The 21,149-nt window shown below is 69.1% G+C and carries 19 protein-coding genes and 1 pseudogene; 13 read left to right on the forward strand and 7 right to left on the reverse strand.

The window, feature by feature from the left end; genetic code table 11:
* The first annotated feature begins 20 nt into the window (after nucleotides 1-20).
* Together F5X71_RS22035 and F5X71_RS22040 are read left to right on the forward strand one after the other, a co-directional pair.
* On the forward strand, nucleotides 21-2,366 hold the full coding sequence (locus tag F5X71_RS22035) for a SpoIIE family protein phosphatase (protein WP_167463753.1): 2,346 nt from the start codon (nucleotides 21-23) through the stop codon (nucleotides 2,364-2,366).
* Nucleotides 2,367-2,617: 251 nt separating this feature from the next.
* Nucleotides 2,618-2,956: an STAS domain-containing protein gene (locus F5X71_RS22040; RefSeq protein WP_167466637.1), complete on the forward strand. Its 339-nt coding sequence runs from the start codon at nucleotides 2,618-2,620 to the stop codon at nucleotides 2,954-2,956.
* A gap of 137 nt (nucleotides 2,957-3,093) precedes the next feature.
* Here the strand turns inward: F5X71_RS22040 and F5X71_RS22045 are convergent, their stop codons facing one another.
* Entirely contained in the window at nucleotides 3,094-4,134 is a 1,041-nt protein-coding gene (locus F5X71_RS22045) for an LLM class F420-dependent oxidoreductase (RefSeq protein ID WP_167463754.1), read from the reverse strand.
* A 119-nt stretch (nucleotides 4,135-4,253) separates the two neighbouring features.
* Between F5X71_RS22045 and F5X71_RS22050 the strand changes: the two genes are divergently transcribed.
* On the forward strand, nucleotides 4,254-4,913 hold the full coding sequence (locus F5X71_RS22050; RefSeq protein WP_174817112.1) for a cyclodeaminase/cyclohydrolase family protein: 660 nt from the start codon (nucleotides 4,254-4,256) through the stop codon (nucleotides 4,911-4,913).
* Between the two features lie 99 nt (nucleotides 4,914-5,012).
* Nucleotides 5,013-5,983: pseudogene (locus F5X71_RS22055) on the forward strand (TIGR03557 family F420-dependent LLM class oxidoreductase).
* On the opposite strand, the gene F5X71_RS36480 reads toward F5X71_RS22055, so the two are convergent.
* The gene (locus tag F5X71_RS36480; protein ID WP_174817113.1) at nucleotides 5,964-6,509 is read right to left on the reverse strand and encodes a hypothetical protein; all 546 of its coding nucleotides are present in this window, start codon (nucleotides 6,507-6,509) and stop codon (nucleotides 5,964-5,966) included. The pseudogene F5X71_RS22055 and the gene F5X71_RS36480 overlap by 20 nt on opposite strands.
* Nucleotides 6,510-6,529: 20 nt before the next feature.
* Here F5X71_RS36480 and F5X71_RS22065 point away from each other — a divergent pair, with 20 nt between their 5' ends.
* Both F5X71_RS22065 and F5X71_RS22070 read left to right on the forward strand, forming a co-directional pair.
* On the forward strand, nucleotides 6,530-7,279 hold the full coding sequence (locus tag F5X71_RS22065) for a L,D-transpeptidase (protein WP_167463755.1): 750 nt from the start codon (nucleotides 6,530-6,532) through the stop codon (nucleotides 7,277-7,279).
* 144 nt (nucleotides 7,280-7,423) lie between these two features.
* On the forward strand, nucleotides 7,424-8,332 hold the full coding sequence (locus F5X71_RS22070; protein ID WP_167463756.1) for an alpha/beta hydrolase: 909 nt from the start codon (nucleotides 7,424-7,426) through the stop codon (nucleotides 8,330-8,332).
* Nucleotides 8,333-8,338: 6 nt separating this feature from the next.
* Here the strand turns inward: F5X71_RS22070 and F5X71_RS22075 are convergent, their stop codons facing one another.
* The gene (locus F5X71_RS22075) at nucleotides 8,339-10,096 is read right to left on the reverse strand and encodes an ABC transporter ATP-binding protein (protein WP_167463757.1); all 1,758 of its coding nucleotides are present in this window, start codon (nucleotides 10,094-10,096) and stop codon (nucleotides 8,339-8,341) included.
* Nucleotides 10,097-10,180: 84 nt separating this feature from the next.
* Here F5X71_RS22075 and F5X71_RS22080 point away from each other — a divergent pair, with 84 nt between their 5' ends.
* Together F5X71_RS22080 and F5X71_RS22085 are read left to right on the forward strand one after the other, a co-directional pair.
* The gene (locus tag F5X71_RS22080) at nucleotides 10,181-10,606 is read left to right on the forward strand and encodes a MarR family winged helix-turn-helix transcriptional regulator (RefSeq protein WP_238815392.1); all 426 of its coding nucleotides are present in this window, start codon (nucleotides 10,181-10,183) and stop codon (nucleotides 10,604-10,606) included.
* A 276-nt stretch (nucleotides 10,607-10,882) separates the two neighbouring features.
* Nucleotides 10,883-11,587, forward strand: coding sequence for a hypothetical protein (locus F5X71_RS22085; RefSeq protein WP_167463759.1), 705 nt, complete (start codon nucleotides 10,883-10,885; stop codon nucleotides 11,585-11,587).
* Nucleotides 11,588-11,696: 109 nt separating this feature from the next.
* Here F5X71_RS22085 and F5X71_RS22090 read toward each other — a convergent pair whose 3' ends face one another.
* Entirely contained in the window at nucleotides 11,697-12,548 is an 852-nt protein-coding gene (locus F5X71_RS22090) for a bifunctional 5,10-methylenetetrahydrofolate dehydrogenase/5,10-methenyltetrahydrofolate cyclohydrolase (RefSeq protein ID WP_167463760.1), read from the reverse strand.
* A 247-nt stretch (nucleotides 12,549-12,795) separates the two neighbouring features.
* Between F5X71_RS22090 and F5X71_RS22095 the strand changes: the two genes are divergently transcribed.
* Together F5X71_RS22095 and F5X71_RS22100 are read left to right on the forward strand one after the other, a co-directional pair.
* Complete coding sequence (locus F5X71_RS22095) at nucleotides 12,796-13,668, forward strand: YdcF family protein (protein ID WP_167463761.1); 873 nt, start codon at nucleotides 12,796-12,798, stop codon at nucleotides 13,666-13,668.
* A gap of 135 nt (nucleotides 13,669-13,803) precedes the next feature.
* Entirely contained in the window at nucleotides 13,804-14,604 is an 801-nt protein-coding gene (locus tag F5X71_RS22100; protein ID WP_167463762.1) for a putative protein N(5)-glutamine methyltransferase, read from the forward strand.
* A gap of 4 nt (nucleotides 14,605-14,608) precedes the next feature.
* Here F5X71_RS22100 and F5X71_RS22105 read toward each other — a convergent pair whose 3' ends face one another.
* Together F5X71_RS22105 and F5X71_RS22110 are read right to left on the reverse strand one after the other, a co-directional pair.
* Nucleotides 14,609-15,439 (reverse strand): SDR family NAD(P)-dependent oxidoreductase, encoded by an 831-nt coding sequence (locus F5X71_RS22105; protein WP_167463763.1) that lies wholly within the window; start codon nucleotides 15,437-15,439, stop codon nucleotides 14,609-14,611.
* 33 nt (nucleotides 15,440-15,472) lie between these two features.
* Nucleotides 15,473-17,044: a succinic semialdehyde dehydrogenase gene (locus F5X71_RS22110; RefSeq protein ID WP_167463764.1), complete on the reverse strand. Its 1,572-nt coding sequence runs from the start codon at nucleotides 17,042-17,044 to the stop codon at nucleotides 15,473-15,475.
* A gap of 148 nt (nucleotides 17,045-17,192) precedes the next feature.
* On the opposite strand from F5X71_RS22110, the gene F5X71_RS22115 reads away from it, so the two are divergent.
* Nucleotides 17,193-17,864, forward strand: a complete 672-nt coding sequence (locus F5X71_RS22115) for a TetR/AcrR family transcriptional regulator (protein ID WP_167463765.1) — start codon at nucleotides 17,193-17,195, stop codon at nucleotides 17,862-17,864.
* A gap of 69 nt (nucleotides 17,865-17,933) precedes the next feature.
* On the opposite strand, the gene F5X71_RS22120 is transcribed toward F5X71_RS22115, so the two are convergent.
* Nucleotides 17,934-18,665 (reverse strand): ferredoxin reductase, encoded by a 732-nt coding sequence (locus F5X71_RS22120; RefSeq protein WP_167463766.1) that lies wholly within the window; start codon nucleotides 18,663-18,665, stop codon nucleotides 17,934-17,936.
* Between the two features lie 261 nt (nucleotides 18,666-18,926).
* Here F5X71_RS22120 and F5X71_RS22125 point away from each other — a divergent pair, with 261 nt between their 5' ends.
* Nucleotides 18,927-19,592, forward strand: coding sequence for a TetR/AcrR family transcriptional regulator (locus tag F5X71_RS22125; protein ID WP_167463767.1), 666 nt, complete (start codon nucleotides 18,927-18,929; stop codon nucleotides 19,590-19,592).
* Between the two features lie 504 nt (nucleotides 19,593-20,096).
* Nucleotides 20,097-21,146, forward strand: coding sequence for a 3-oxoacyl-ACP synthase III family protein (locus tag F5X71_RS22130; protein WP_167466639.1), 1,050 nt, complete (start codon nucleotides 20,097-20,099; stop codon nucleotides 21,144-21,146).
* Nucleotides 21,147-21,149 lie beyond the last annotated feature (3 nt).

Consider the following 21,149-nt stretch of genomic DNA (forward strand, 5'->3'; position numbering starts at 1 on the left):
AGACCCGGCGAGGCGTTCAGATGACCGCCCAGCTGGCCGAATTCCTCGACGCGTACGCGCAGGCGCTGCGTAGACACCTCGACGCGACGGCGGAGGACAGCCTCGCCGAGGGGTACGAACTCGGCAGACGAGCACTGGTCGAGGGCGTCAGCCTGCTCGACCTCACCGAGCAGCATTTCCGCGTGGTGCGCGCCGCGGAGCAGGCCGCGGGCAGCACCGACAACCGGCTGGAGGAGGCCGGTCTGGAGTTTCTGCTGCAAACCCTTGCGGCACTGGACATCGCGACCCGCGGCTACCTGGACGGTGTCGGCCGCTACGAGCAACAGCGTTCGCGCGCGGACGATCTCGCAGGCCGCGACGCCTTCCGCACCGCCCTGGTCGAGTCGCTGCAGGACGGCTTCTTCGTCGCCGACGCGCAGGGCACCATTGTCGAGGTCAACTCCGCGTTCGGCGCGCTGACCGGATACGGCGCGGCCGAGGTGCCCTATCCCCTGCCCCACCCGTGGTCGATCTCCGACGGGCCCCGCTACCCCGATCTCGGTACGGCCGCACAGCGATTCGTCATTCCGGTGCGCCATCGCGACGGTCGTTCGGTCTGGCTCGCGGTCAGCACGAGCACGCTGGTCAAGCCGGAGAACAACGAGCGGATCTTCGTCGGCACCATCCGCGACGTCACCGCGGAGCACGACGCGCAGGCGCGGGATCAGGCGGCCTCCCGGCTTGCCACCGCCGTCGGCGCGGCCACCAGCGTGGTCGAGGTGCTCGCGGTCGGCCTGGACGAATTGCGGCGCACGGTCGGCGCGCAGACCGCGGTGGTCGCGGTGTGGCCGAACCGGCAAGGCGCACCGGAGGTGTACGTCTCCGGCACCGAAGGCACACCGGACGGGCCGGAGCGCACCGAACTCGACGCGCGGGCACAGGCCCTGCTGGATCGGGCCAGGCGACGGCCGGGCCGCAGCCTGTTCGCGATCCCGGAGGGCACCGAGAGTTCCGAGGGCATCGTCGCACCGCTCGGGGAGACCGGTGATGCCGCGATCTGGTTGCGCTTCGCCGCGCCGCGCGCGGTCAGCGCCGCCGACTGGACCCTGTTCTCCCTGCTGATCGGGCACCTCAGCCTCGCCGTGCAGCGGGCGCGCAACTTCGACCAGGCCCGCTCGACCTCGCTGACGCTGCAGCGGGCGATGCTCGGGCCGATCGAGTTGCCGCCCCGGTTCTCGGTGCACTACGAGCCCGCGCTGCCGCCGCTGGAGATCGGCGGCGACTGGTACGACGTGGTGCCGCTGCGCGACGGCACCATCGGTGTCGTGGTCGGCGACTGCGTCGGCCGCGGTTTGTCCGCCGCCGTCGTGATGGGCCAATTACGCACGGCCGCACGGGCGTTGCTGTTACGCGGCGCCGGTCCGGCGCAGTTGCTCGCCGAGCTCGACACGGTGGCGGGCCGGATTCCCGGCGCGATGTGCACGACCGTGTGCGCGGCGGTGCTCGACCCGGTGCGGGGGCTGGTCCGCTACAGCAGCGCCGGGCACATGCCGCCGATCCTCGCCGATGTCGGCACCGTCGGACGGATGCTGGAGGGCGGCCGATCGGTGCCGCTGGCCACCTTCGATCCGCCCCGTCGGCCGGAGGCGACCACCGCGCTGACCCCGGGCTCCACGCTGGTCCTGTTCACCGACGGGCTGGTCGAACAGCGCGGCGTCGACATCGACGACAGCTTCGCCAAGATCGCCGACGTGCTCGCGGGCACCGCGACCAAGCTGCCGCGCGAGGTGGCCGACGCGGTGCTGTCGCGGCTGCGCCCGGCCGCGGGCTACGACGACGACGTCGCCATGGTGGTGTACCGGCAACCGCCGGCACCGCTGCGGCTCGAGGTGCCCGCGCACCCGGATGAGCTTGCGGCACTGCGTCGTACGCTCAAGGCGTGGCTGGCCGCCGCCGCGGTCCCGCACGATCTGGCCTCGGATCTGGTCGCCGCGGCGAACGAGGCGTGCAGCAACAGCATCGAGCACGCCTATCGCGAGGGTGCGCGGCCCAGCGGCAAGCCCGCCAGCACCGACCTGTCCATGGGACGTACCGGCACCGCGGCGCCGCGCGAGCTCGCCGCCGACGCGGACCGGGTCGTGCTCACCGCCACCTGCAACGTCGAGACCGTCGTGATCACCGTGACCGATACCGGAGCCTGGAAGCCGCGCGCGGCCGACCCGGGTCATCGCGGCCGCGGCATCGACATGATGCGCGCCCTCACCGAGGAACTCGACATCGATCACAGCGGGCCCGGCACGCACGTGCGCATGTCCGTCACCCTCCCGGCCATCACCTTCCCCGTGGCCAACCCGCTGCGCGGGATGACCCCCCGCATCACGAGCTAGCACGTCGGCCGGTCTCGGCCGTCCCGGCAGGGGTGACCGACGCCTCGTCCGGGCGCGTGGCCGTCGCGGCGCGGCGACGGCGGCGCGGGCCCAGGCGGGCGAATCCGATAGCGCCACAACGGCAACTTCGGTATGCGTCCTACGGTAGGGTTGACCCCTATGAGCACGCCGAGGTTGCGAATTCGCCGCTACTTGTGTGTTGTGATCGCGTGAGCAATACATCCGGAGACGCGTACCCCGTAGCGGACACGATGACGACCACCGTCGCCTCGCAGGACGGTGCGACGGTCCTGACGGTGGCCGGAGAGGTCGATCTGGCGACCGCGCCCGCGCTGGAGAGCTCGATCGAGGCCATCCTCGACGGCAAGCCAGCGGCCCTGATCATCGACCTGACGGCCGTCAGCTTCCTGGCCTCGGCCGGCATGGCGGTCCTCGTGGCCACCCATCAGCGCGCGGGCACCACCACCGCGATCGCCGTCGTCGCCGACGGCCCCGCCACCAGCAGACAACTCCGCATGACCAACCTCGACCAGGTCTTCGCCGTCCACTCCACCCTGCAAGCCGCCCTCACCGGGTTGCGCGAGCGCTGACCTCGAGCCCGCGAGCGGTCGCCGCGTCGCGGGACCGGTCGCGTTCCCCGGGCTCCACGACATCGAGGGCAGCGCGACCGAGAGCGGCGGCGGCATCGACACCATCGCCGAGCTGGCCGGGCTCGGCTGATCCGGGCTCAGTCGCAGAGTTCGCGCAGCTGCTCGATCAGCTTGACCCGCTCGGCGGGGGTGGCCGCCATCGGGATCACGTTGAGCACGGTCACACCCGCCTCGGCGAACGCCGCCACCCGCTCCTTGACGTAGCCCGCCGAACCGACCAGCGAGACGTCGCGCACCAGCGCGTCCGGCACCGCCTTGGCCGCCTCTTCTTTCTTGCCCGCGAGGTAGAGCTCCTGGATGCGATCGGCCTCGGCGCCGTAGCCGTACTTGGTGGCCAGCGTGTGATAGAAGTTCTTGCCCTTGGCGCCCATGCCGCCGATGTAGAGGGCCAGGTGCGGCTTGACGAACTCGAGCAGCGGTTCGACGTTGTCGCCGATGGCCAGCGCCGGGCCCGCGTACACCTGGAGCGCACCGAGCTGCGGGTCGCGCTTGGCCAGGCCGGCCGCCAGGGACTCACCCCAGACGTCCTTGGCCTTCTCGGGCAGGAAGAAGACCGGCTGCCATCCCTCGGCGATCTCCGCGGTCAACTCCACGTTCTTCGGGCCGAGCGAGGCGAGCAGCACCGGAATGCGTTCGCGCACCGGATGATTGATCAGCTTGAGGCTCTTGCCCAGACCGGTGCCCTGCCCCTCGGGCAGCGGGATCTGGTAGTACTTGCCGTGGTATTCGAGCCGTTCGCGACGCCATACCTTGCGGCAGATCTCGACCAGTTCCCTGGTGCGGCCGATCGGCGCGTCGTAGGGCACACCGTGGAAGCCCTCGATCACCTGCGGGCCCGAGGCGCCGAGGCCGAGGATGTAGCGCCCGTCGGAGACGAAGTCGAGCCCGGCCGCGGTCATCGCGGTCAGGCTGGGCGTGCGGGTGTAGATCTGCAGGATGCCGGAGGCCAGCTCCAACCGTGAGGTCTTGGCGGCGAGGTAGCCCAGCGCGCTCACCGCGTCGAAGGAGTAGGCCTCTGGCACGAAGACGATGTCCAGACCGGCCCGTTCGAGGTCGGCTACCTCGGCGGCCGCCTCTTTGAAACCGCCCGAGTAGTTGATGCTCAATCCGATCCGCATGGCACTCAACATAACGCCGTATACGGCAGGGCGGTGCAGTGGGCCGGGCACGGGGGCCAACCGGTAGCGTTGACCGCGCATTGCCACCCCTCTCCGGATACCGAAAGGGCCACCCACCCGTGTCGCAGCCGAGCACTTCGTCCCAGGAAACCGCATCGTCCTTCGGCGAGGCCACGCTCGCGCAGTACCTGTCCGACCTGGCCGCCAAGATCCCCGCGCCGGGCGGCGGCGCGGTCGCCGCGCTGCACGCGGCGCAGGCCGCCGCGCTGGTCGCGATGGTCGCGCGCTACACCACCCGGGCCAAGGACGCCGAGAACCGCCCCGTGGTCGAGCGCATCATCGAGGCCGCCGACACCGCGCGCGGGCGGGCACTGGCCCTCGCCGACGCCGACGCGGCCGCGTTCACCGCGGTCGGCGCCGCCTACAAGCTGCCCAAGGGCACCCCGGAGGAGGAGGCGGCCCGCACGACGGCGATCAACACCGCGCTGCTGGAGGCCGCGCGGGTGCCCGCCGCCGTCGTCGACGAGGCCGACGAGGTGCTCTCGCTGGCCGCCGAGCTCTTCCCGATCGGCAACCCGAACGTGGTCACCGATATCGGCGCGGCCGCCGACGCGTGCCGGGCCGCCGCGGCGAGCTCGCAGCTCAATATCGAGATCAACGTGGCCTCGCTGCCCGCCACCGAGGGCGACCGGTTCGCCCCGGTGCTGCTCCGGATCGAGGAGCTGGTCGCCCGCGCCGACGCCCTGCACGCCGACGTGGTGCACGCGCTGCGCAAGTAGCCCACAACGTTTCCGGTCCGCACGTCCGGGTATGTCGGCGCTGAACGCCAGGTGCGCACGGTCGATCCGGCCGTGCCCGACAGTGCCGAGGAGGTAGCCGTGCGGATCGGATACAAGTTGGCCGCGGAGGCATTCGGGCCGAAAGAGCTGATCCGCCAGGCGGTTCGGGCGGAGTCGGCCGGCTTCGACTTCGTCGAGATCAGCGATCACTATCACCCGTGGCTCGACGAGCAGGGACATTCTCCGTTCGCCTGGACCGTGCTCGGTGCGATCGCGGCGCGGACCGAGCGGATCGGCCTGGCCACCGGCGTGACCTGTCCGACGGTGCGGTATCACCCGGCGATCATCGCCCAGGCCGCGGCGACGCTCGCGCTGGTCTGCGACGGCCGGTTCACGCTGGGGTGGGTTCGGGCGAGCGGTTGAACGAGCATGTGGTCGCGCGCGAGTTCCCGGACGCCAGGATCCGGCAGGAGATGTTGCGCGAGGCGCTGGAGATCATCCGGCTGCTGTGGCGCGGCGGCTACCAGTCCTACGACGGGCGCTACCTGTCGCTGTCGGACGCGCGCGTCTTCGATCTGCCCGAGCGACTGCCCGTGATCGCGGTCGCGGCCAGCGGCCCGCCCTCGGCCCGGATCGCCGCGGAACTCGGCGACGGACTGTTCGCCACCGAACCGAAGTCCGAGATCATCGAGCACTATCGGGAGCACGGCGGCACGGGACCGCGGTACGCCGAGGTGCCGATGGCGTGGGCGCTGGACGAGTCGAGCGCGGCGAAGGCGGTGCTGGAAACCAGCAGGTGGGCGCTCACCGGCTGGAAGGTGATGAGTGAGCTGCCCAACCCGGTGAACTTCGACGCCGCGTCGCGCACCGTGCGCGAGGACGACGTGCTGGCCCAGTTCGCCTGCGGCCCAGACCCTGCCCGCTACGTGGAGGTCGCTCAGCGCTACGTCGACGCGGGCTTCGACCATCTCGTCATGCAGAACGCGGGCCCGGACCCCGACGGCTTCCTCGATTTCTTCCAGCAGGAACTCGAGCCCAGGCTGCGCACGCTCACTCCCGCGCCCGCCTGATCAGCCCGGGGTGAGCACGATTTTGCCGTGACCGCGAACCGTGGTCGCCGCCGACGAGGTCGCCCACGAAATCGACACCGCGGGCTACCGCGGCGAAATCTACTGCGGTGTAATAGATCAGCTCGGCCGCCGCGTGCACCAGGACCCGCTGTCCCGCGCCGACGGCGGCCAGCGCCTGCCCACCGAGATTCGAATATTCGCTCACCCGCTCGGGCGCGGCATCGGCGAAATCGGCGACGCCATGGGGCAATGGTCGATGGCACATCCAGACCACACCGGTCGAACCGCTTTCGCCCTGAATACTGTTCCCGCGCACGAGATGTTTTCCGTGCCCGTACGAGACCGCATACAGGTCACTGATCTGCACGAACGAGTATTTCAGCGAGTTGGCCAAGGTTTGGCCGAAGTCACGGCGGGTAGGCGAAACAATGAGGGGCATGGTCCGGGTTACGACTGGACTACGGCCGAGATCGATGCGTAGACCGAGTTGATCATGAGGCCTAAAATTGTCTTCCTGCCTACCCATATCTCGTAAGGGGTGGAGCCATGAGAAATGTGCTCCGGTATCTGTTCTTGATGATCTTGGTCGCGGCAATGGCCCTCTGGTGGTCCGGTATCGCGACGGCCGGTATGGCCGGCCCGGCGACAGCGAATCCGATCGAGCTGATCGCACCCTCCGACGGACAGGTGGTCGGTGTCGCCCACCCGGTCACCATCCGGTTCACTCAGCCGGTCGCCGACCGGGCCGCCACCGAACGAGCCGTCCACATCGCAGCCACCGATCCGCTGCCGGGCACGTTCGCGTGGACGAACGATCGGGAACTCGTCTGGACGCCGACCGGGTTCCTGCCCGCCAGTGCCCGCATCGACGTCGGCATCGGCCAGGCCCGCACCGAATTCCGCACCAACGTAGGCGTTTACGGTGACGCCGACATGTCGAGGCACACCTTTACCCTGACCGTCGGCGGCGTGCCGACGCAGATGCCGGCCTCGATGGGCAAGCCCGGCTTCGAGACGCCCTCCGGCCGGTTCCCCGTGCTGCAGAAGCAGCGCTCGGTCGTATTCGACTCCAGGACCATCGGCATTCCGCTGAGTTCACCCGAGGGCTATGTGATCAACGGCGAATTCGCCGAGCGCCTCACCTGGGGCGGGGTGTACATCCACTCCGCACCGTGGTCGGTGGCCCAGCAGGGCAACTCCAACGTCAGCCACGGCTGCATCAACTTGGCCCCCGAGAACGCCGAGTGGGTGTTCAACACCATCAGCGTCGGCGATCCCGTCACCACCCACTGGTGACCAGCCACCGCCGTCACCGCCCGGATGCGCGGCGACGGCAACCCGCCCGCTGTGACGGGCGCCACCGTCCTATGCCCCCGATTCGTGCCATGATCGAAGCGATTGGGACACAGGGTCTCTTTCGATGGCATCAGGAGCTGACGGATGGCACCACGTTCGGACATCGAATTCCGTTCGCATGGAACGACACTGCGCGGCTGGCTGTACCGGCCCGCGACCACGGGCGGCGACGTCCCGCTGGTCGTGCTGGCCCACGGGCTCGGCGCGGTGAAGGAGATGCGACTGGATGCCTTCGCCGAACGCTTCGCCGCCGCGGGTATCGCCGCCCTCGTCTTCGACTACCGCCACTTCGGCGCGAGCGACGGCACGCCCCGCCAGCTGCTGAGCATCAGCCGTCAGCTGGCGGACTGGTCGGCCGCGATCGACTACGCGAGCACCCTCGACGGCATCGACGCGACCCGAATCGCTTTGTTCGGAACCTCTTTCAGCGGCGGCCACGTGCTGCGGGTCGCGGCGCGGGACCGTAGGGTCGCGGCGGTCGTCGCGCAGTGCCCGTTCACCGACGGCCCCAGTTCCACGACCACCGTCGGGCTGCGGCCGCTGCTCGGCATCGCGGTCCGGGCCGGTCTCGACGTCGGCGCCGCCGTGCTGCGCCGCCCGCCGGTCACCGTCGCGCTGACCGGCGCACCGGGCACCACCGCCCTGATGAACGCGCCCGACGCGGCCCCCGGGTACACCGGACTGGTGCCCGCCGAGTTCACCCACCAGGACGCGATCGCCGCGCGGATCGGGCTCACCCTCCCCCTCTACCGGCCGGGCCGCGACCTGCGCAAGATCCAGTGCCCCGTCTTCCTCGGCGTCTGCCTGACCGACTCCGTTGCGCCGCCCGAGCGCACCCTGCGCTACGCCGCTGCCGCCGGGCCGAACGTGCAGGTGCACGAGTACCAGGCGGGCCACTTCGACATCTACGTCGCGCCCGACTTCGACAGGGTGGTGGCCGATGAAACCGCCTTCCTCGTCGAACATCTACGGCCGCAGCCGGTTTCGGCCTGACCGCGCTCAGGCGGCGGTAGCCGACGCGGCGTTGCGCGAAACCAGGGCCGCGTAGCGGTTCTCGCGGGCCATGAGCTCCTCGTGCGTCCCGCTCTCCACGATCCGCCCGTGGTCGAGCACCACGATCTGATCGGCGTCACGGATGGTCGAGAGCCGGTGCGCGATGGTGATCGTGGTGCGACCGGCCGAAAGCGCATCGATGGCCTGCTGCACCTGCTGCTCGGTCCTGGTGTCCAGGGCGCTGGTCGCCTCGTCGAGCACCAGGATCGGCGGGTCGCGCAGAATCGCGCGGGCCACCGCGAGCCGCTGCTTCTCCCCGCCGGAGAACCGGTAACCGCGCTCGCCCACCATGGTGGCGTAGCCGTCGGGCAGGCTCATGATGTGGTCGTGGATCCGCGCGGCGCGCGCGGCGGCGTGCAGTTCCCGGTCTGTCGCATCGGGTTTCGCGAAACGCAGGTTGTCCGCGACCGAAGCGTGGAACAGGTAGGTCTCTTGCGAGACCACGCCGACCGCGGCGGCCAGATCGGCGAAAGACACCTCGCGCACGTCTTTTCCGTCGATGGTGATCCGCCCGGAACTCACGTCGTAGAGCCGGGCCACGAGGTAGCCGAGTGTGGTCTTGCCGGAACCGGTTGCACCGACAACCGCCAGGCTGGTCCCGGCGGGCACGGTGATATCGATATCGCTCAGCACCGCACGCTCCCCGCCGTCGTAGGAGAATCCCACGTGCTCGAAGCGCACCGCGCCGGTTACCGGCCCGAGCGGCACCGGGCGCGCCGGCTCCTCGATATCCGGTGTGAGATCGAGGTATTCGAAGATCCGGCCGAACAGCGCGAGCGAGCTCTGCACCTCGACGCCGGTCGAGAGCAGCTGCACCATCGGGCGCAGCAGGGTGGTCTGCAAGGTGGTGAACGCGACCAGGGTGCCGATCGACACCAGCGGCTTACCCGCCGTGACGGTCAGACCGGCCGCCCAATAGATCACCGCGGGCATCGCCGACATGACGATCGTGATGGTCGACTGCCGCCAGCGCCCCGCCATGCTCGCGCGGATCTCCAGGTCGACCAGCCCGCGCGATTCGCGCGCGAACGCGTCCACCAGCGCGGGTGAGCGGCCCATCGTGCGGCCGAGCAGAATGCCGCTCACCGACAGCGATTCCTCCACGATCGCGGACATGCCCGCCAGCTTCTGCTGGCGCTGGGCGGTGATCTTACGGCGCTCGTCGCCGACCCGGCGGCTCACCCAGACGAAGAACGGCAACATGACCAGCGAGACGAGGGTGAGCCGCCAGTCGAGCACGATCATGGCGATCACCGCGGCGAGCACCGTGGTGAAGTTCGAGACCAGCGAGGTCGCGGTGGAGGTGACCGTGGACTGCATGCCGCCGATGTCGTTGGCGATGCGCGACTGCACCTCGCCGGTGCGCGTTCTGGTGAAGAACGCCAACGGCATTCGCTGCAATCGCGCGTACACCGCCGAGCGCAGGTCGTGCATCACGTCCTGGCCGACGGTGGTCGAGATATAGGTCTGCAATACGCCGAACACACTGGTCAGCGCCGCGACCGCGACCATGCCCGCGGCGAGCAGGGTGAGCAGCCCGGTGCGCCCGTGCGGCAGCGCGTCGTCGAGCACCGCGCGCAGCATGAACGGCGAAGCGAGGGCGACCACGGAGGACAATCCGACCAGTGCGGCCACGGCGGCCAAGCGCGCCCGATAGGGCTGGAACAGCCGGAGGATCCGGCGAAGCTGAGCTGGGGGCCGCATAGGCGCCTCCTTCCGAGAAGACTATGACATGAAACTGAGCATGGCTCATAATTGTTCCAGAAACAATGAGTTATGCTCAGAATCATGGAGCCCGCCGAGACCGACCTCCCCGAGCTATTCCTGCGCGCGGCCAAGCGCATCCGCCGCAACCAGGCGGCGCGGCTCGCCCCGCTCGGCCTCACCCCGGCTCAGGCCCGAGCCCTGCGGATCATCGGTCACCAGGAACAACCACTGCACATGACCGCGCTCGCGGAGCGGCTCGGCATCGTGCCGCGCTCGGCGACCACCGTCGTCGACGCGCTCGCCGCCGCAGGCCTGGTGGCCCGCGGCACCGATCCGGCCAACCGGCGCGCCACCCTGGTCACGCTCACCGACACCGGCCGCGCCACGCTCACCCGCATGGCCGAGGCGCGGCGCGAGGCCGCGGCGGAATTGTTCGACACGCTCACCCCGCGGCAGCGCGAAACCCTGCGCGCCTTGCTGGCCGCCTTGGACACGGCAACCTGCTAGCTTCGGCAACTCGCCTGGATTCTGGTCGTAGAATTGGGCAATTCGCCCATTTCGCGAGACTTACCGATCGGCACCCGCCCGCTGTGCGGGTGTACCCGCAAATGGGCAGTATTCTGCCCGGGGCGACGGCGTCGTCGACGGGACTTGCGGGTCCGAGTGTTGCTGCATTCCGGGAACGCTGCGGATAACCTGGCGGTATGACCTGAAGAAGGTGGGGCGATGGATCGACCGGAGCGAGGCTCACGGCCCGAATACGATTACGGGCGGGGGCCACAGATGACGCGACACGGCGGGCCGTATCAGCGGCCCGGGATCGGCGACCGGTATCAGGGGGCGTATTCGGATTGGATGGACCAGCTGCCGGAGCCGGAACCGGAGCCGTCTTTCGAACCCGGTTACGAGTCCGGCTATTTCGAGGACGAGTTCAGTGGGCTGATCGATCGGTCCCGCGGTAAGCGTTCGGTCAAGCGGTGGCTGCTGCCCGTGCTCGGCGTGGTCGTGGTGGGTGCGCTGGCGGCCGTCGGGTTCCTGATGTTCGGCGGCGGCGCCACCACCGACACCGCGGCCGCGCCGACCCAGGCCCCGACACCGGCCGCGGCACCGGACGGCCCGTGCACGGCGGAACGGGTGGGCAACCGGATCAAGGGGAACGATCCCGGCGGCTTCGACTCCGGCCCTGCCGCGATCTTCGCCTTTCAGCACGCCTACTACGTCGAGCGTTCGGGTGCGGCGGTGCGCGCGGCGACGACCGCCGATGCCGCGGTGGAGTCGGCCGAGGCCATCCAGCGCGGTATCGACAGCATCCCGGTGGGCACCACCTACTGCGTCGCGATCACGCCGGGCGCGTTCGCCGGCCAGTACATGGTGGTGGTGACCGAGAACCGGCCCGGCCGTACCCCGGTCACCTACAACCCGCAGCTGGTCACCACCACCCAAGCGGGCGCGCGCACCCTCATCAGCGCCATCAGCCCCGGCCAATAAGACCGGGCGCCAGGCGAATTCGTACACCCGGCCGGCCCGGAGAACGCCGACGGCCGGACCGGGAGCCTTGCGGGCCGGGTCCGGCCGTGGGAGCAGCGACGCGCGCGGATCAGCGGCGGGCGTTCGCCGCGGCGACGACGACGTGCCGCATCAGCAGCGCGGTGGTCACCGGGCCGATGCCGCCGGGGACCGGGGTGAGCGCGGCGGCCTTGCCGCGCACCGATTCGGCGTCGACATCGCCGACGATGCCGCCGTCGGCGGCCTCGTTGGTGCCGACGTCGACCACCACCGCGCCCTCGCGGATGTGCTTGCCGGTGACCAGGCCGATCCGGCCCGCGGCCGCGACGACGATGTCGGCGGCCGAGGTGACGGCGGGCAGGTCGGTGGTCTTCGAATGACAGACGGTGACCGTGGCGTTCTCCGCCAGCAGCAGCTGTGCCAGCGGCTTGCCGACGATATTGGAGCGGCCGACCACAGCGACATGCCTACCGGCGAGCGGCACCTGGTGGTGCTTGAGCAGCTCGACGACCGACTCTGAGGTCGCGGCCACGAAACCGGGCAGCCCGGAGGCGAGCAGTCCCAGCGAGAGCGGGCTCACCCCGTCGACGTCCTTCGACGCCGCGATCGCCGAGCTCACGTCCTCTAGCGTGATGCCGGCGGGCAGCGGCGTCTGCAGCATGATCCCGTCGGTCGCGGGGTCGGCGCTGCGCGCGGTGAGTTCCGCACGGATCGTCTCGACGGTCGCGTCGGCGCCGAGATCGACGGTGTCGCAGGCGATGCCGAGCCGCTCGGCGGCCTTGCGCAGCGAGTTGACATACCAGGCGCTGGCCGGGTCGTCGTTCGCCACGATCAGCGCAAGGCGCGGTGCGGCACCGGACTCGGCGTGCGCGGCGGCGCGCTGCTTGGTGTCGGCGTTGAGGGCGGCGGCGAGTTCCTTGCCGGTCAGCGAAACGGTATCCACGGTGTGACACCCTATCGGGCGCCCGCGCGGGCCCCGCCCCACGGCACCGGCGGCGCTTTCGGACAACGGTGACGACTCGCCCACACGGCCGGTCCGATTTGTCCTCGTGTCCGAAATAAACCTCAGAATCCCCCCGGTTAATACGTGATTTCCAGATCAACCCACCGTAGGGTGAGCACTGCTTGCCCCCGGCTAACTGCCAGCACGTGCCCAACCCGGTCTCATTCGCGGAAAGGTGTCGACTGTAGTGAAGATCTCGAGGCACTGGACACATCTCGCCGCGACGGTGCTCGCGGCGTGCACCCTCACCGCCCTATCCGTGGTCCCGGCCGAGGCCGCCCCGGAGACGGACGCCCTCTACAACTCCGCCCAGCGCCACTTCACCGACGGCGACGACGCCGCCGGACGCGCCGACCTGCGCAACCTGATCGGCGCGGACCCCACCGACGCCGAAGCCCTTTCGCTGCAGGCGATCTGGTCGCACTACGCGAACGACCTGCCCGCCCTCGCCGACGCGATGGCCCGGTTGACCGCGGTCGATCCGCAGCTGGCGGCCGGCACCAACAACGTGCTCGGTGCCATCGGCGCGGCCGTTGGCACGCTGCCCAACCCGATGCCCGCGCTCATCGGCCCCGAGACCGGCATCGTCGTGCTGGGCTACGGGCTGCTGCCCGACGGCGCGTTGCGGCCCGAGCTGGTGAACCGGTTGATCGCGGCCTGGTTGCAGTCGGTCGCGGCGCCGCTGTCGCCCATCGTGGTGACCGGCGGCAACCCGCAGAACGGGATCGCCGAGGCCGACGCGATGGCAGGCTGGCTGATCGGGCACGGGGTGCCCCCGTCGCGCATCCACGTGGAGAACCGGGCCGGTTCGACCGTCCAGAACGCGCTGTTCTCCAGCAGGATGCTGCGGGATATCGGCGCGACCAGCGCGGTGGTGGTCACCTCCCCCAACCACATTCGGCGCGCGGTCGCCGACTTCATCGTCGCGGGCACCAGGGTGGTGGGTGCGACCACGTCGCTGGATCAGCTGGTCTCGCAGCTGCCCCCGCCCTCGCGACAGTCCCAGCGCGGCATCTATCTGGACGCGACCCGCACGTTCCAGCTGGACACGTCCCGCTGAACCGCGCCTGCCGCGCGCGTGTTCGTCCCGACGCGCGCGCACGCACGGTTCATGTGCGCCCGCCGGGGCCCGAGAGCGACGTCACCGGATAACCGCTGGCCAGTCCATCTCCCGGCACGGCAGGATGGCCGGGTGATGGCAGGTGGAACCGAGGTGGTGGCGACATTGCGGGCGGCGGGATGCGTGTTCGCCGAGGACGAGGCCCGCCTGCTCACCGCCGCCGCGGCCGACACCGGCATCGCGCTCGACGAGCTCGTCGCCCGGCGGGTGTCCGGCACTCCGCTCGAGCACCTGCTCGGCTGGGCCGAGTTCCACGGATTGCGGGTGACCGTCGCACCGGGCGTGTTCGTGCCGCGACAGCGCACCGCGTTCCTGGTCGAGCAGGCGGCGGCGCTGGCACGCACCAGGACCCGCCATCAGATGGTGGTCGATCTGTGTTGCGGCTCCGGCGCTTTGGGTCTGGCCCTGGTCACCGTCCTGGCCGCGGAGAACCGTCCGGTGACGCTGGCCGCCGCCGACATCGATCCGGTCGCGGTGGACTGCGCGCGCCGCAACCTGACCGCGCTCGGCGCGCCGGTCTATCAGGGCGACCTGTTCGATCCGCTGCCCGAGGAACTGCTCGGCTGCATCGATATCCTGCTCGCCAACACCCCGTACGTCCCCTCGGACATGATCGCGCGGATGCCACCGGAGGCCAGGGATCACGAGCCGCGCACCGCCCTCGACGGCGGCCCCGACGGCCTCGACGTCTTCCGCCGGGTGGCCGCCGGCGCCAGGTCCTGGCTCGCCCCGGGCGGACACCTGCTGGTGGAGGCCGGGGAAACGCAGGCGCGGCGCGCGCTCGCGGTGCTCGCCGAGCACGGCCTCGCCGGCCGGATCGCCGAATCCGAGGAGCAGTACGCCACCGTCGTCATCGGCACCAACCCGGCCGGCTGAGCTCCTACTTCTTGCGGCCGGTGAACTCCTCCATCGAGTGGTAGACGCCGACCGAGTTGAGGAACAGGTCGCGCAGCTTAACCGGGAGCAGCCCGGAGATCGCCTTGTTGAGCCGCGAGGTCCAGGGCAGGATCACCAGCGGCGTGCCGTTCTTCATCTCGCGCCACGAGGTGTCGACCACTTCGTCCTGCTCCAGGATCGGCGTGAACAGAAAGCCTTTCGCGCCGTCGAACATGCCGGTGTTGATGTAGGTCGGGCAGACCGTGGTCACCTTGACGTGCTCGTGGCCCGCCTGTTCGAGTTCGATCCGCACCGAATCGGACCAGCCGAGCGCCGCCCACTTGGACGCGGCGTAGACGCTCATCCGCGGATTGGCGACCAGACCCGCCGAGGAGGCGATGGTCAGCACGCGCGCCTCGGTCGAGCCCGCCACCATCGCGGGCAGGAATTCCAGCGTGACGTACATGGGCGCGTGCGCGTTGATGGCCATCGTCTGCGCGATGTCGGCGCGGTTCTCGGTGTCCCAGAAGTAGCTGTTGCCGCGCACGATGCCCGCGTTGTTGACCAGGATGTCGATGCCGCCGACCGCGGCGCGCACCGACTCGGCGGCCTCGGCGATCGCCTGCGGCGCCGACACGTCGACGACGAAGTGGTGGATGGTGCCGCCCTGGGCGATCAGCTCCGCGGCGGTCTCCTTCAGCGCCACCTCGTTGATGTCCCAGAGCACCACCGCGGCAGCGCCTTCGCGCACCGCGCGCGCGGCGAACAGCTTGCCAAGCCCCATGGCGGCACCCGTGATGAGCACCTTCTTACCCGCAACCGTGTCGAGTTTCATCCGTTCCTGTCTCTTGGTCGATGCCGCCGGAAGTCACTTCTGGCGCAGTGTTTTCATGACGCCGAAGTAGAACGTCATGGTCTTGGCCCACAGCTGCTCGGACATGCCGGGCAGCGGCGCGATCGGCAGCACCCGCTGGACCGCGATGGTCTGGGTGTCGATGTATTTCAGCAGGCCCTCCGGCCCGTGTCGACGACCGGTGCCGGAGATACCGAGCCCGCCCGACGGCGCGTCGGCGCTGCCCCATGCCGCGATGAAGCCCTCGTTGACGTTCACCGAACCGGCGTTGATCCGGGCCGCGACCGCGCGACCGCGCTCGGTGTCCCTGGTCCAGACGCTGGCGTTGAGGCCGTAGGCGGTGTCGTTGGCCTGCTCGACCGCCTCGTCGTCACTGCCGACCCGATAGATCGAGACGACCGGGCCGAAGGTCTCCTCGCGGTACACCGTCATGCCGGGGCGCACCCCGCTCAGCACGGTCGGCTCGTAGAAGTACGGCCCGAGGTCGGGCCGGGCACGGCCGCCGGCGAGCACCGTCGCGCCCTTGGCCACCGCGTCCTCGACATGCGCTCGCACCGTGTCCAATTGACGCGGGAAGGTGAGCGAGCCCATGTCACTGTCGTAGTTCAGGTCGGCGCCGAGCACGATCTGCCGCACGTGCCCGACGAATTCGCTGACGAACTGGTCATAGACCTTCTCGTGCACATAGATTCGCTCCATCGATTCGCACAGCTGCCCGGCCGAGGCGAAGCAAGCGCGGATGGCGATCTTCGCGGCGCGCGGCACGTCGGCGTCGGCCAGCACCACCAGCGGGTTCTTCCCGCCGAGTTCGAGCGAGTAGCCGATGAGCCGCTCGCCCGCCTGCCGCGCGATGGTGCGCCCGGTGGCGCTGGACCCGGTGTAGTCGACATAGTCGGCACGACCGATCACCTCGGCGCCGATCACCGACCCGCGCCCGAGCACCGCCTGCCACAGGCCCTTAGGCAGTCCGGCCCGTTCGGCGGCGTCGATCGCCCACAGCGCGGCGAGCGCGGTCTGGTTGTCCGGCCGCGCCACCACCGCGTTGCCCGCGACCAGGGCGGGCAGCGCGTCGGAAACGGCAAGGGCGAGCGGATAATTCCACGGTGAGATGACCGCGACCACGCCCTTCGCACGGTGCCGCACATCGACGCTGGTCAGCACCGGCAGCACCCCGCGCGGCTTGCGGGTGGCCAGCAGCTTCGCGGCGACCTGCGCGTAATACCTGGCGTTGACCGCGACGTCGCCGACCTCGTCGAAGGCGTGCGCGCGGGACTTACCGGTCTCGGTCTGCACGATGTCGAGCACGACGTCCTGCTCGGCGAGCACGATGTCGTGGAACCGGCGCAGCACCGCGGCTCGCTCCCGGATCGGACGGCGGGCCCACTCCCGCTGGGCCGCCCGCGCGCTGGCGAAGGCCCGGTCGATATCGGCGACCGAGGACTGCGGCAGATCGGCGATCTTGCGGCCGGTGGCGGGTGCCAACACCTCGACGGCGGGCGCGCCGCCCGCGACCGCGCGCGCGAGCAACGGCTGGACCAGTGCCGACGGCAGCGCGTCGGCGGCGGCCAGCGGGGAGGCGGTGGTCATCGTCGGCCCTCTCGATGGGTGCTTCATTAACTGAACACTGGTGTTAGATTAATGGGCGTGCCGCGCTTCGTGTCAAGCTGTTCGTCATGGGACACAGACATGGCAGGCTGCCGATTGTGAGGCAGCACCATGGGAGTGGCGCCGCGTCGTGACCGAGACGACCACGCGGCGCGGTCGCCCGCCGCAGACCAGAGAACAGGCCGAGGAGATCCGGGCCAGGATCGTGCTCGCCACCGCGGAAGTGTTCACCCGCAACGGTTCTCGCGGCCTGAGCGTCGCCCAGATCATCGAGCGGGCCGGGCTGGCCCGGCCGACCTTCTACCGCTACTTCGGCAACGCGACCGAGCCGCTGCACGTGCTGCTGGAATCCTCGAACGCCGGGTTGGTCGACGGCATCGCGCAGGCGCTCACCGGCACCGATGAGCCCGTTGAGCTGGGCATCCGGCTGATCGACGCCTATCTGGCCTGGGCGGGCGGGCACGGCGCGATGCTGCGGCCGCTGTTCGCGGAGCTGCACGACCCGGCCTCACCGGTCTCCGCCTACCGCGAACGCGCGCTCGACGACATCCGCGAACTGGTCCGCGCGACCTTCACCGAGCTGGGCCGCCCGGTCCCGAGCCCGCTCGACCTCGACGCGGCCCTGCATGTCTGCGAATACGTCGTCTACCGGATCTCCGCGGGCACCGCACCGGGCGCCGAGCCCGATCCGGCGACCGTCGCCGAGGCACGGCTCACCATGATCCGGGTGCTGCTGACCACCCTCGGCACGCGCACCGATCTGGCCTACGCACTGGAGCTGCCCGGCATCTTCCCGCACTGACGGACACCGGGTCACATCGTTTCAGCCCCGCGAACTCGGCGAGCATCGTTGATCGCCGAGTTCACAGGCTCATTGGGATGCGTTGTCCCGCATCGGTACCGGGGCGAAACGTTCGGTGTGCACCGTGGCGGTGGGATCGTGCAGGGCCAGCAGTTCCCGGCCCGCCTCGGCGAGCACGGGCGGGCCGCAGACGTAAACCGCGGCGCCGGTGGGGGTCTGCGCGAAGATCATGCGCGGATCGGGCATGCCGTATTCGTCATCGGGCCGCACCACCACGTCGCCGCCGGTGAGCCGGGCCAGTTCGCACAGGAACGGCATCCGGCTGCGCGAACGGCCGAAATACATGAGCCGCCACGGTATTCCGGCGCGCTCGACGGCGCCGACCATCGGCAGGATCGGCGTGATGCCGATCCCACCGGCGACGAACAGATAACGGGTCGCCGCGAGAAGCGGAAAGGCGTTGCGCGGACCTCGGATCGACAACCGGTCACCGACGCGCAGCCGCTCGTGTATCTCACGCGAGCCACCCGCACCATTTTTGATGTAGCGCACCGCGATTCGGTAGTGCTCACGCTCGGCCGGGTCGTTGGTCAGCGAATAGTGGCGCAGCAGGCCCGACGGCAGGCACAGCTCGACATGCGCGCCGGGCGTCCACGCGGGCAGCGAACCACCGTCGGGATCGCGGAGCCACAGGCCAACCACCTCTTCGGCTTCGGCTTCGATCTGGTCGACCACGACCTCGAAACCGTTGCGGCGCAGTGGCTGCGGTAATGTCTCGGGCAGCATCGCAGGGTGCTGCACGGCCGCTGCCACCGGTCGGCGCTGTCCGACACGAGGCGTGACCGTCGGCTCGCCGGAGCGGAAAGCTGCTGGGCCCGTACCGAACTCGAGGGTCACGGCGCATGTGCGACGCACCTGCGGCTGATCGACGTAGCCAGTAGAGCCCATCTCGCATCCTCATCTCTGATCGGCGAAGCACAAGCGTTCTCGCAATCTATTGATGACATCAACTGCTGTCAACATCACTCGATCTCCGTGACCAGGCTGTGAGAAGATGGCGCCATGGCCGCCGAAGACGACGGAGCGATCCCGGGAATGCGCCGCTGGCGCGGCCGGTCACCCGCCGCTCGGGTCGGTATGCGCCGCGACCAGCTGATCGAGGCGTGCACCGAACTGATGGCGACGGTCGGCGCGGCGGAAACCTCGATGCGCGGAGTATGCCGACAGGCCGGACTCACCGAGCGCTACTTCTACGAGAGTTTCCCCAACCTCGACGCGCTGCTCACCACCGTGCTGGACACCGTTGTGCTCGGCGCCCGCGACCGACTACTCGCGGCGCTACCCTCGGCACCCATCGACCGCGCCGCCATGTTCCGGCACCTGGTCGCCGTGTTCACCGACTACCTCACCGAGGACCGCCGCCGCGGCCGGATCATGTTCATCGAATCGCAGGCCACCCCGGTGCTCATGCCACGCGCCAATCAGCTGATCGGGTTATTCACGGCGCCGATCGCATTGACGATCGGCGCCGGCGACTACACCAATCCCGTACCGGACGAGCTCGACAACGCACTCAACGCCAGCGCCATCTTCGGCGCGCTGGCCTATCTCTACCGGCCGTGGCTGGACGGCGAGATCCCAGTATCCCGAGAACGATTCGATGAGCACGCCGCGACCGTGCTGGAAAATGTTGCCCGCGTACGCTCTTCGGCCGAATCACAGCCCTGAGCGATAATTCATCCGATGTATCCCGGGTCGCGCGCACCAGGCACGAACCCGCGCAGCACACGGGTTCCCTTCGGCCGCAACGCAGTTGATGACATGACAGGTGATGCCACCCGGACACTTTCCGGCCATCGTTCCCGCATGACTCGCAGTGAAGTCACTCACATCCAACCCATACCCGCACCCAGCGACGCGCCAATTCAAGTACGTTAACTACATGTTTGCCACAACGCCGCCGATGGCCCCATGGAACGATCGGTCCAGCCGGGGGTTGTTGGAGCCAAACCCATTGGCAAGCACCGAAATTTACCCCCGCACGACACTGTCGACACGCCTTAGCCAGTCGGTCACCAGTTAGTGATACCTCACGGAACATGTACTCGAAAATGCATGCGCAGCTGGACATGTGGACCAGAGCGCTTGTTGTTACCGTCGGGTAGTGTCCGATCCACCGAAGATCGAAGACGATCCCGGAACCGTATATTCTCAACGATTTCAGGAGCGCGCGTGTCGCATTCTCGATTCGAATCCATCGGCGCCTATCTGCCCGCGAATGTCGTGACCACCCAGGAGCTGCTCTCCCGGTTGAAGGAACCACCGTCGTTCGATCTCGAGAAAATCACGGGCGTCAAGGAACGCCGCGTGCACGACACCCGGCCGGAGTCCTACGAGGACTCGTTCGCGATCGCGATGAACGCCGCGCAGGATTGTCTTTCCAGGTCACGATACGAAGCGGCAGAACTCGACGTGATCATCTCCACCTCGATCACGCGGAGCAACCACGCCACCCGCATGTACATGGAGCCGTCGTTCGCCGGCTCGATAAGCCGCCTTATCGGTGCGAAGAACGCCATTACCTTCGACGTTTCCAACGCTTGCGCCGGAATGCTCACGGGTACCTACATTCTCGATCGGATGATCCGCTCCGGCGCCGTGCGCAACGGCATGGTGGTCAGCGGTGAGGCCATTACTCCGATCGCGGACACCGCGGTCGCGGAGATTTCCGAGAAATACGATCTGCAGTTCGCGTCGCTGTCGGTGGGCGACTCGGGCGCCGCGGTCGTGCTCGATCAGGCCGTGGACGACAACGACAAGATCCACTACATCGAGTTGATGACCGCGTCGGAGTACTCGCACCTGTGTCTCGGCATGCCGAGCGACAAGAGCCAGGGTGTTGCGCTGTACACCGACAACCGCAAGATGCACAACGAAGACCGCTTCCTGTTGGGCACCAACAGCCAGATCAACTATCTGGAGGCGCGGGGGCGCACCTTCGCCGACGAGAAGTTCGACTACGTCATCCACCACCAGTTCGGCGCCGCCGCGATCCCGTGGATGAACGCCATCTGCGAGCGCGAGTTCGGCGCCCCGATGCCGCCCGATCTGCGGGTCATCGAGAAGTACGGAAATACCTCCACCACTTCGCATTTCATCGTTCTGCACGACCAACTCAGCGAGCAGAACATTCCGGCGGGCTCGAAGCTGCTGATGATCCCGGCCGCCTCCGGCATCGTGACCGGCTTCCTGTCCACCACCATCTCGTCTCTGAAGGTCTGAGGT

The organism is Nocardia brasiliensis (genome assembly GCF_011801125.1).
GTDB lineage: Bacteria > Actinomycetota > Actinomycetes > Mycobacteriales > Mycobacteriaceae > Nocardia > Nocardia brasiliensis_C.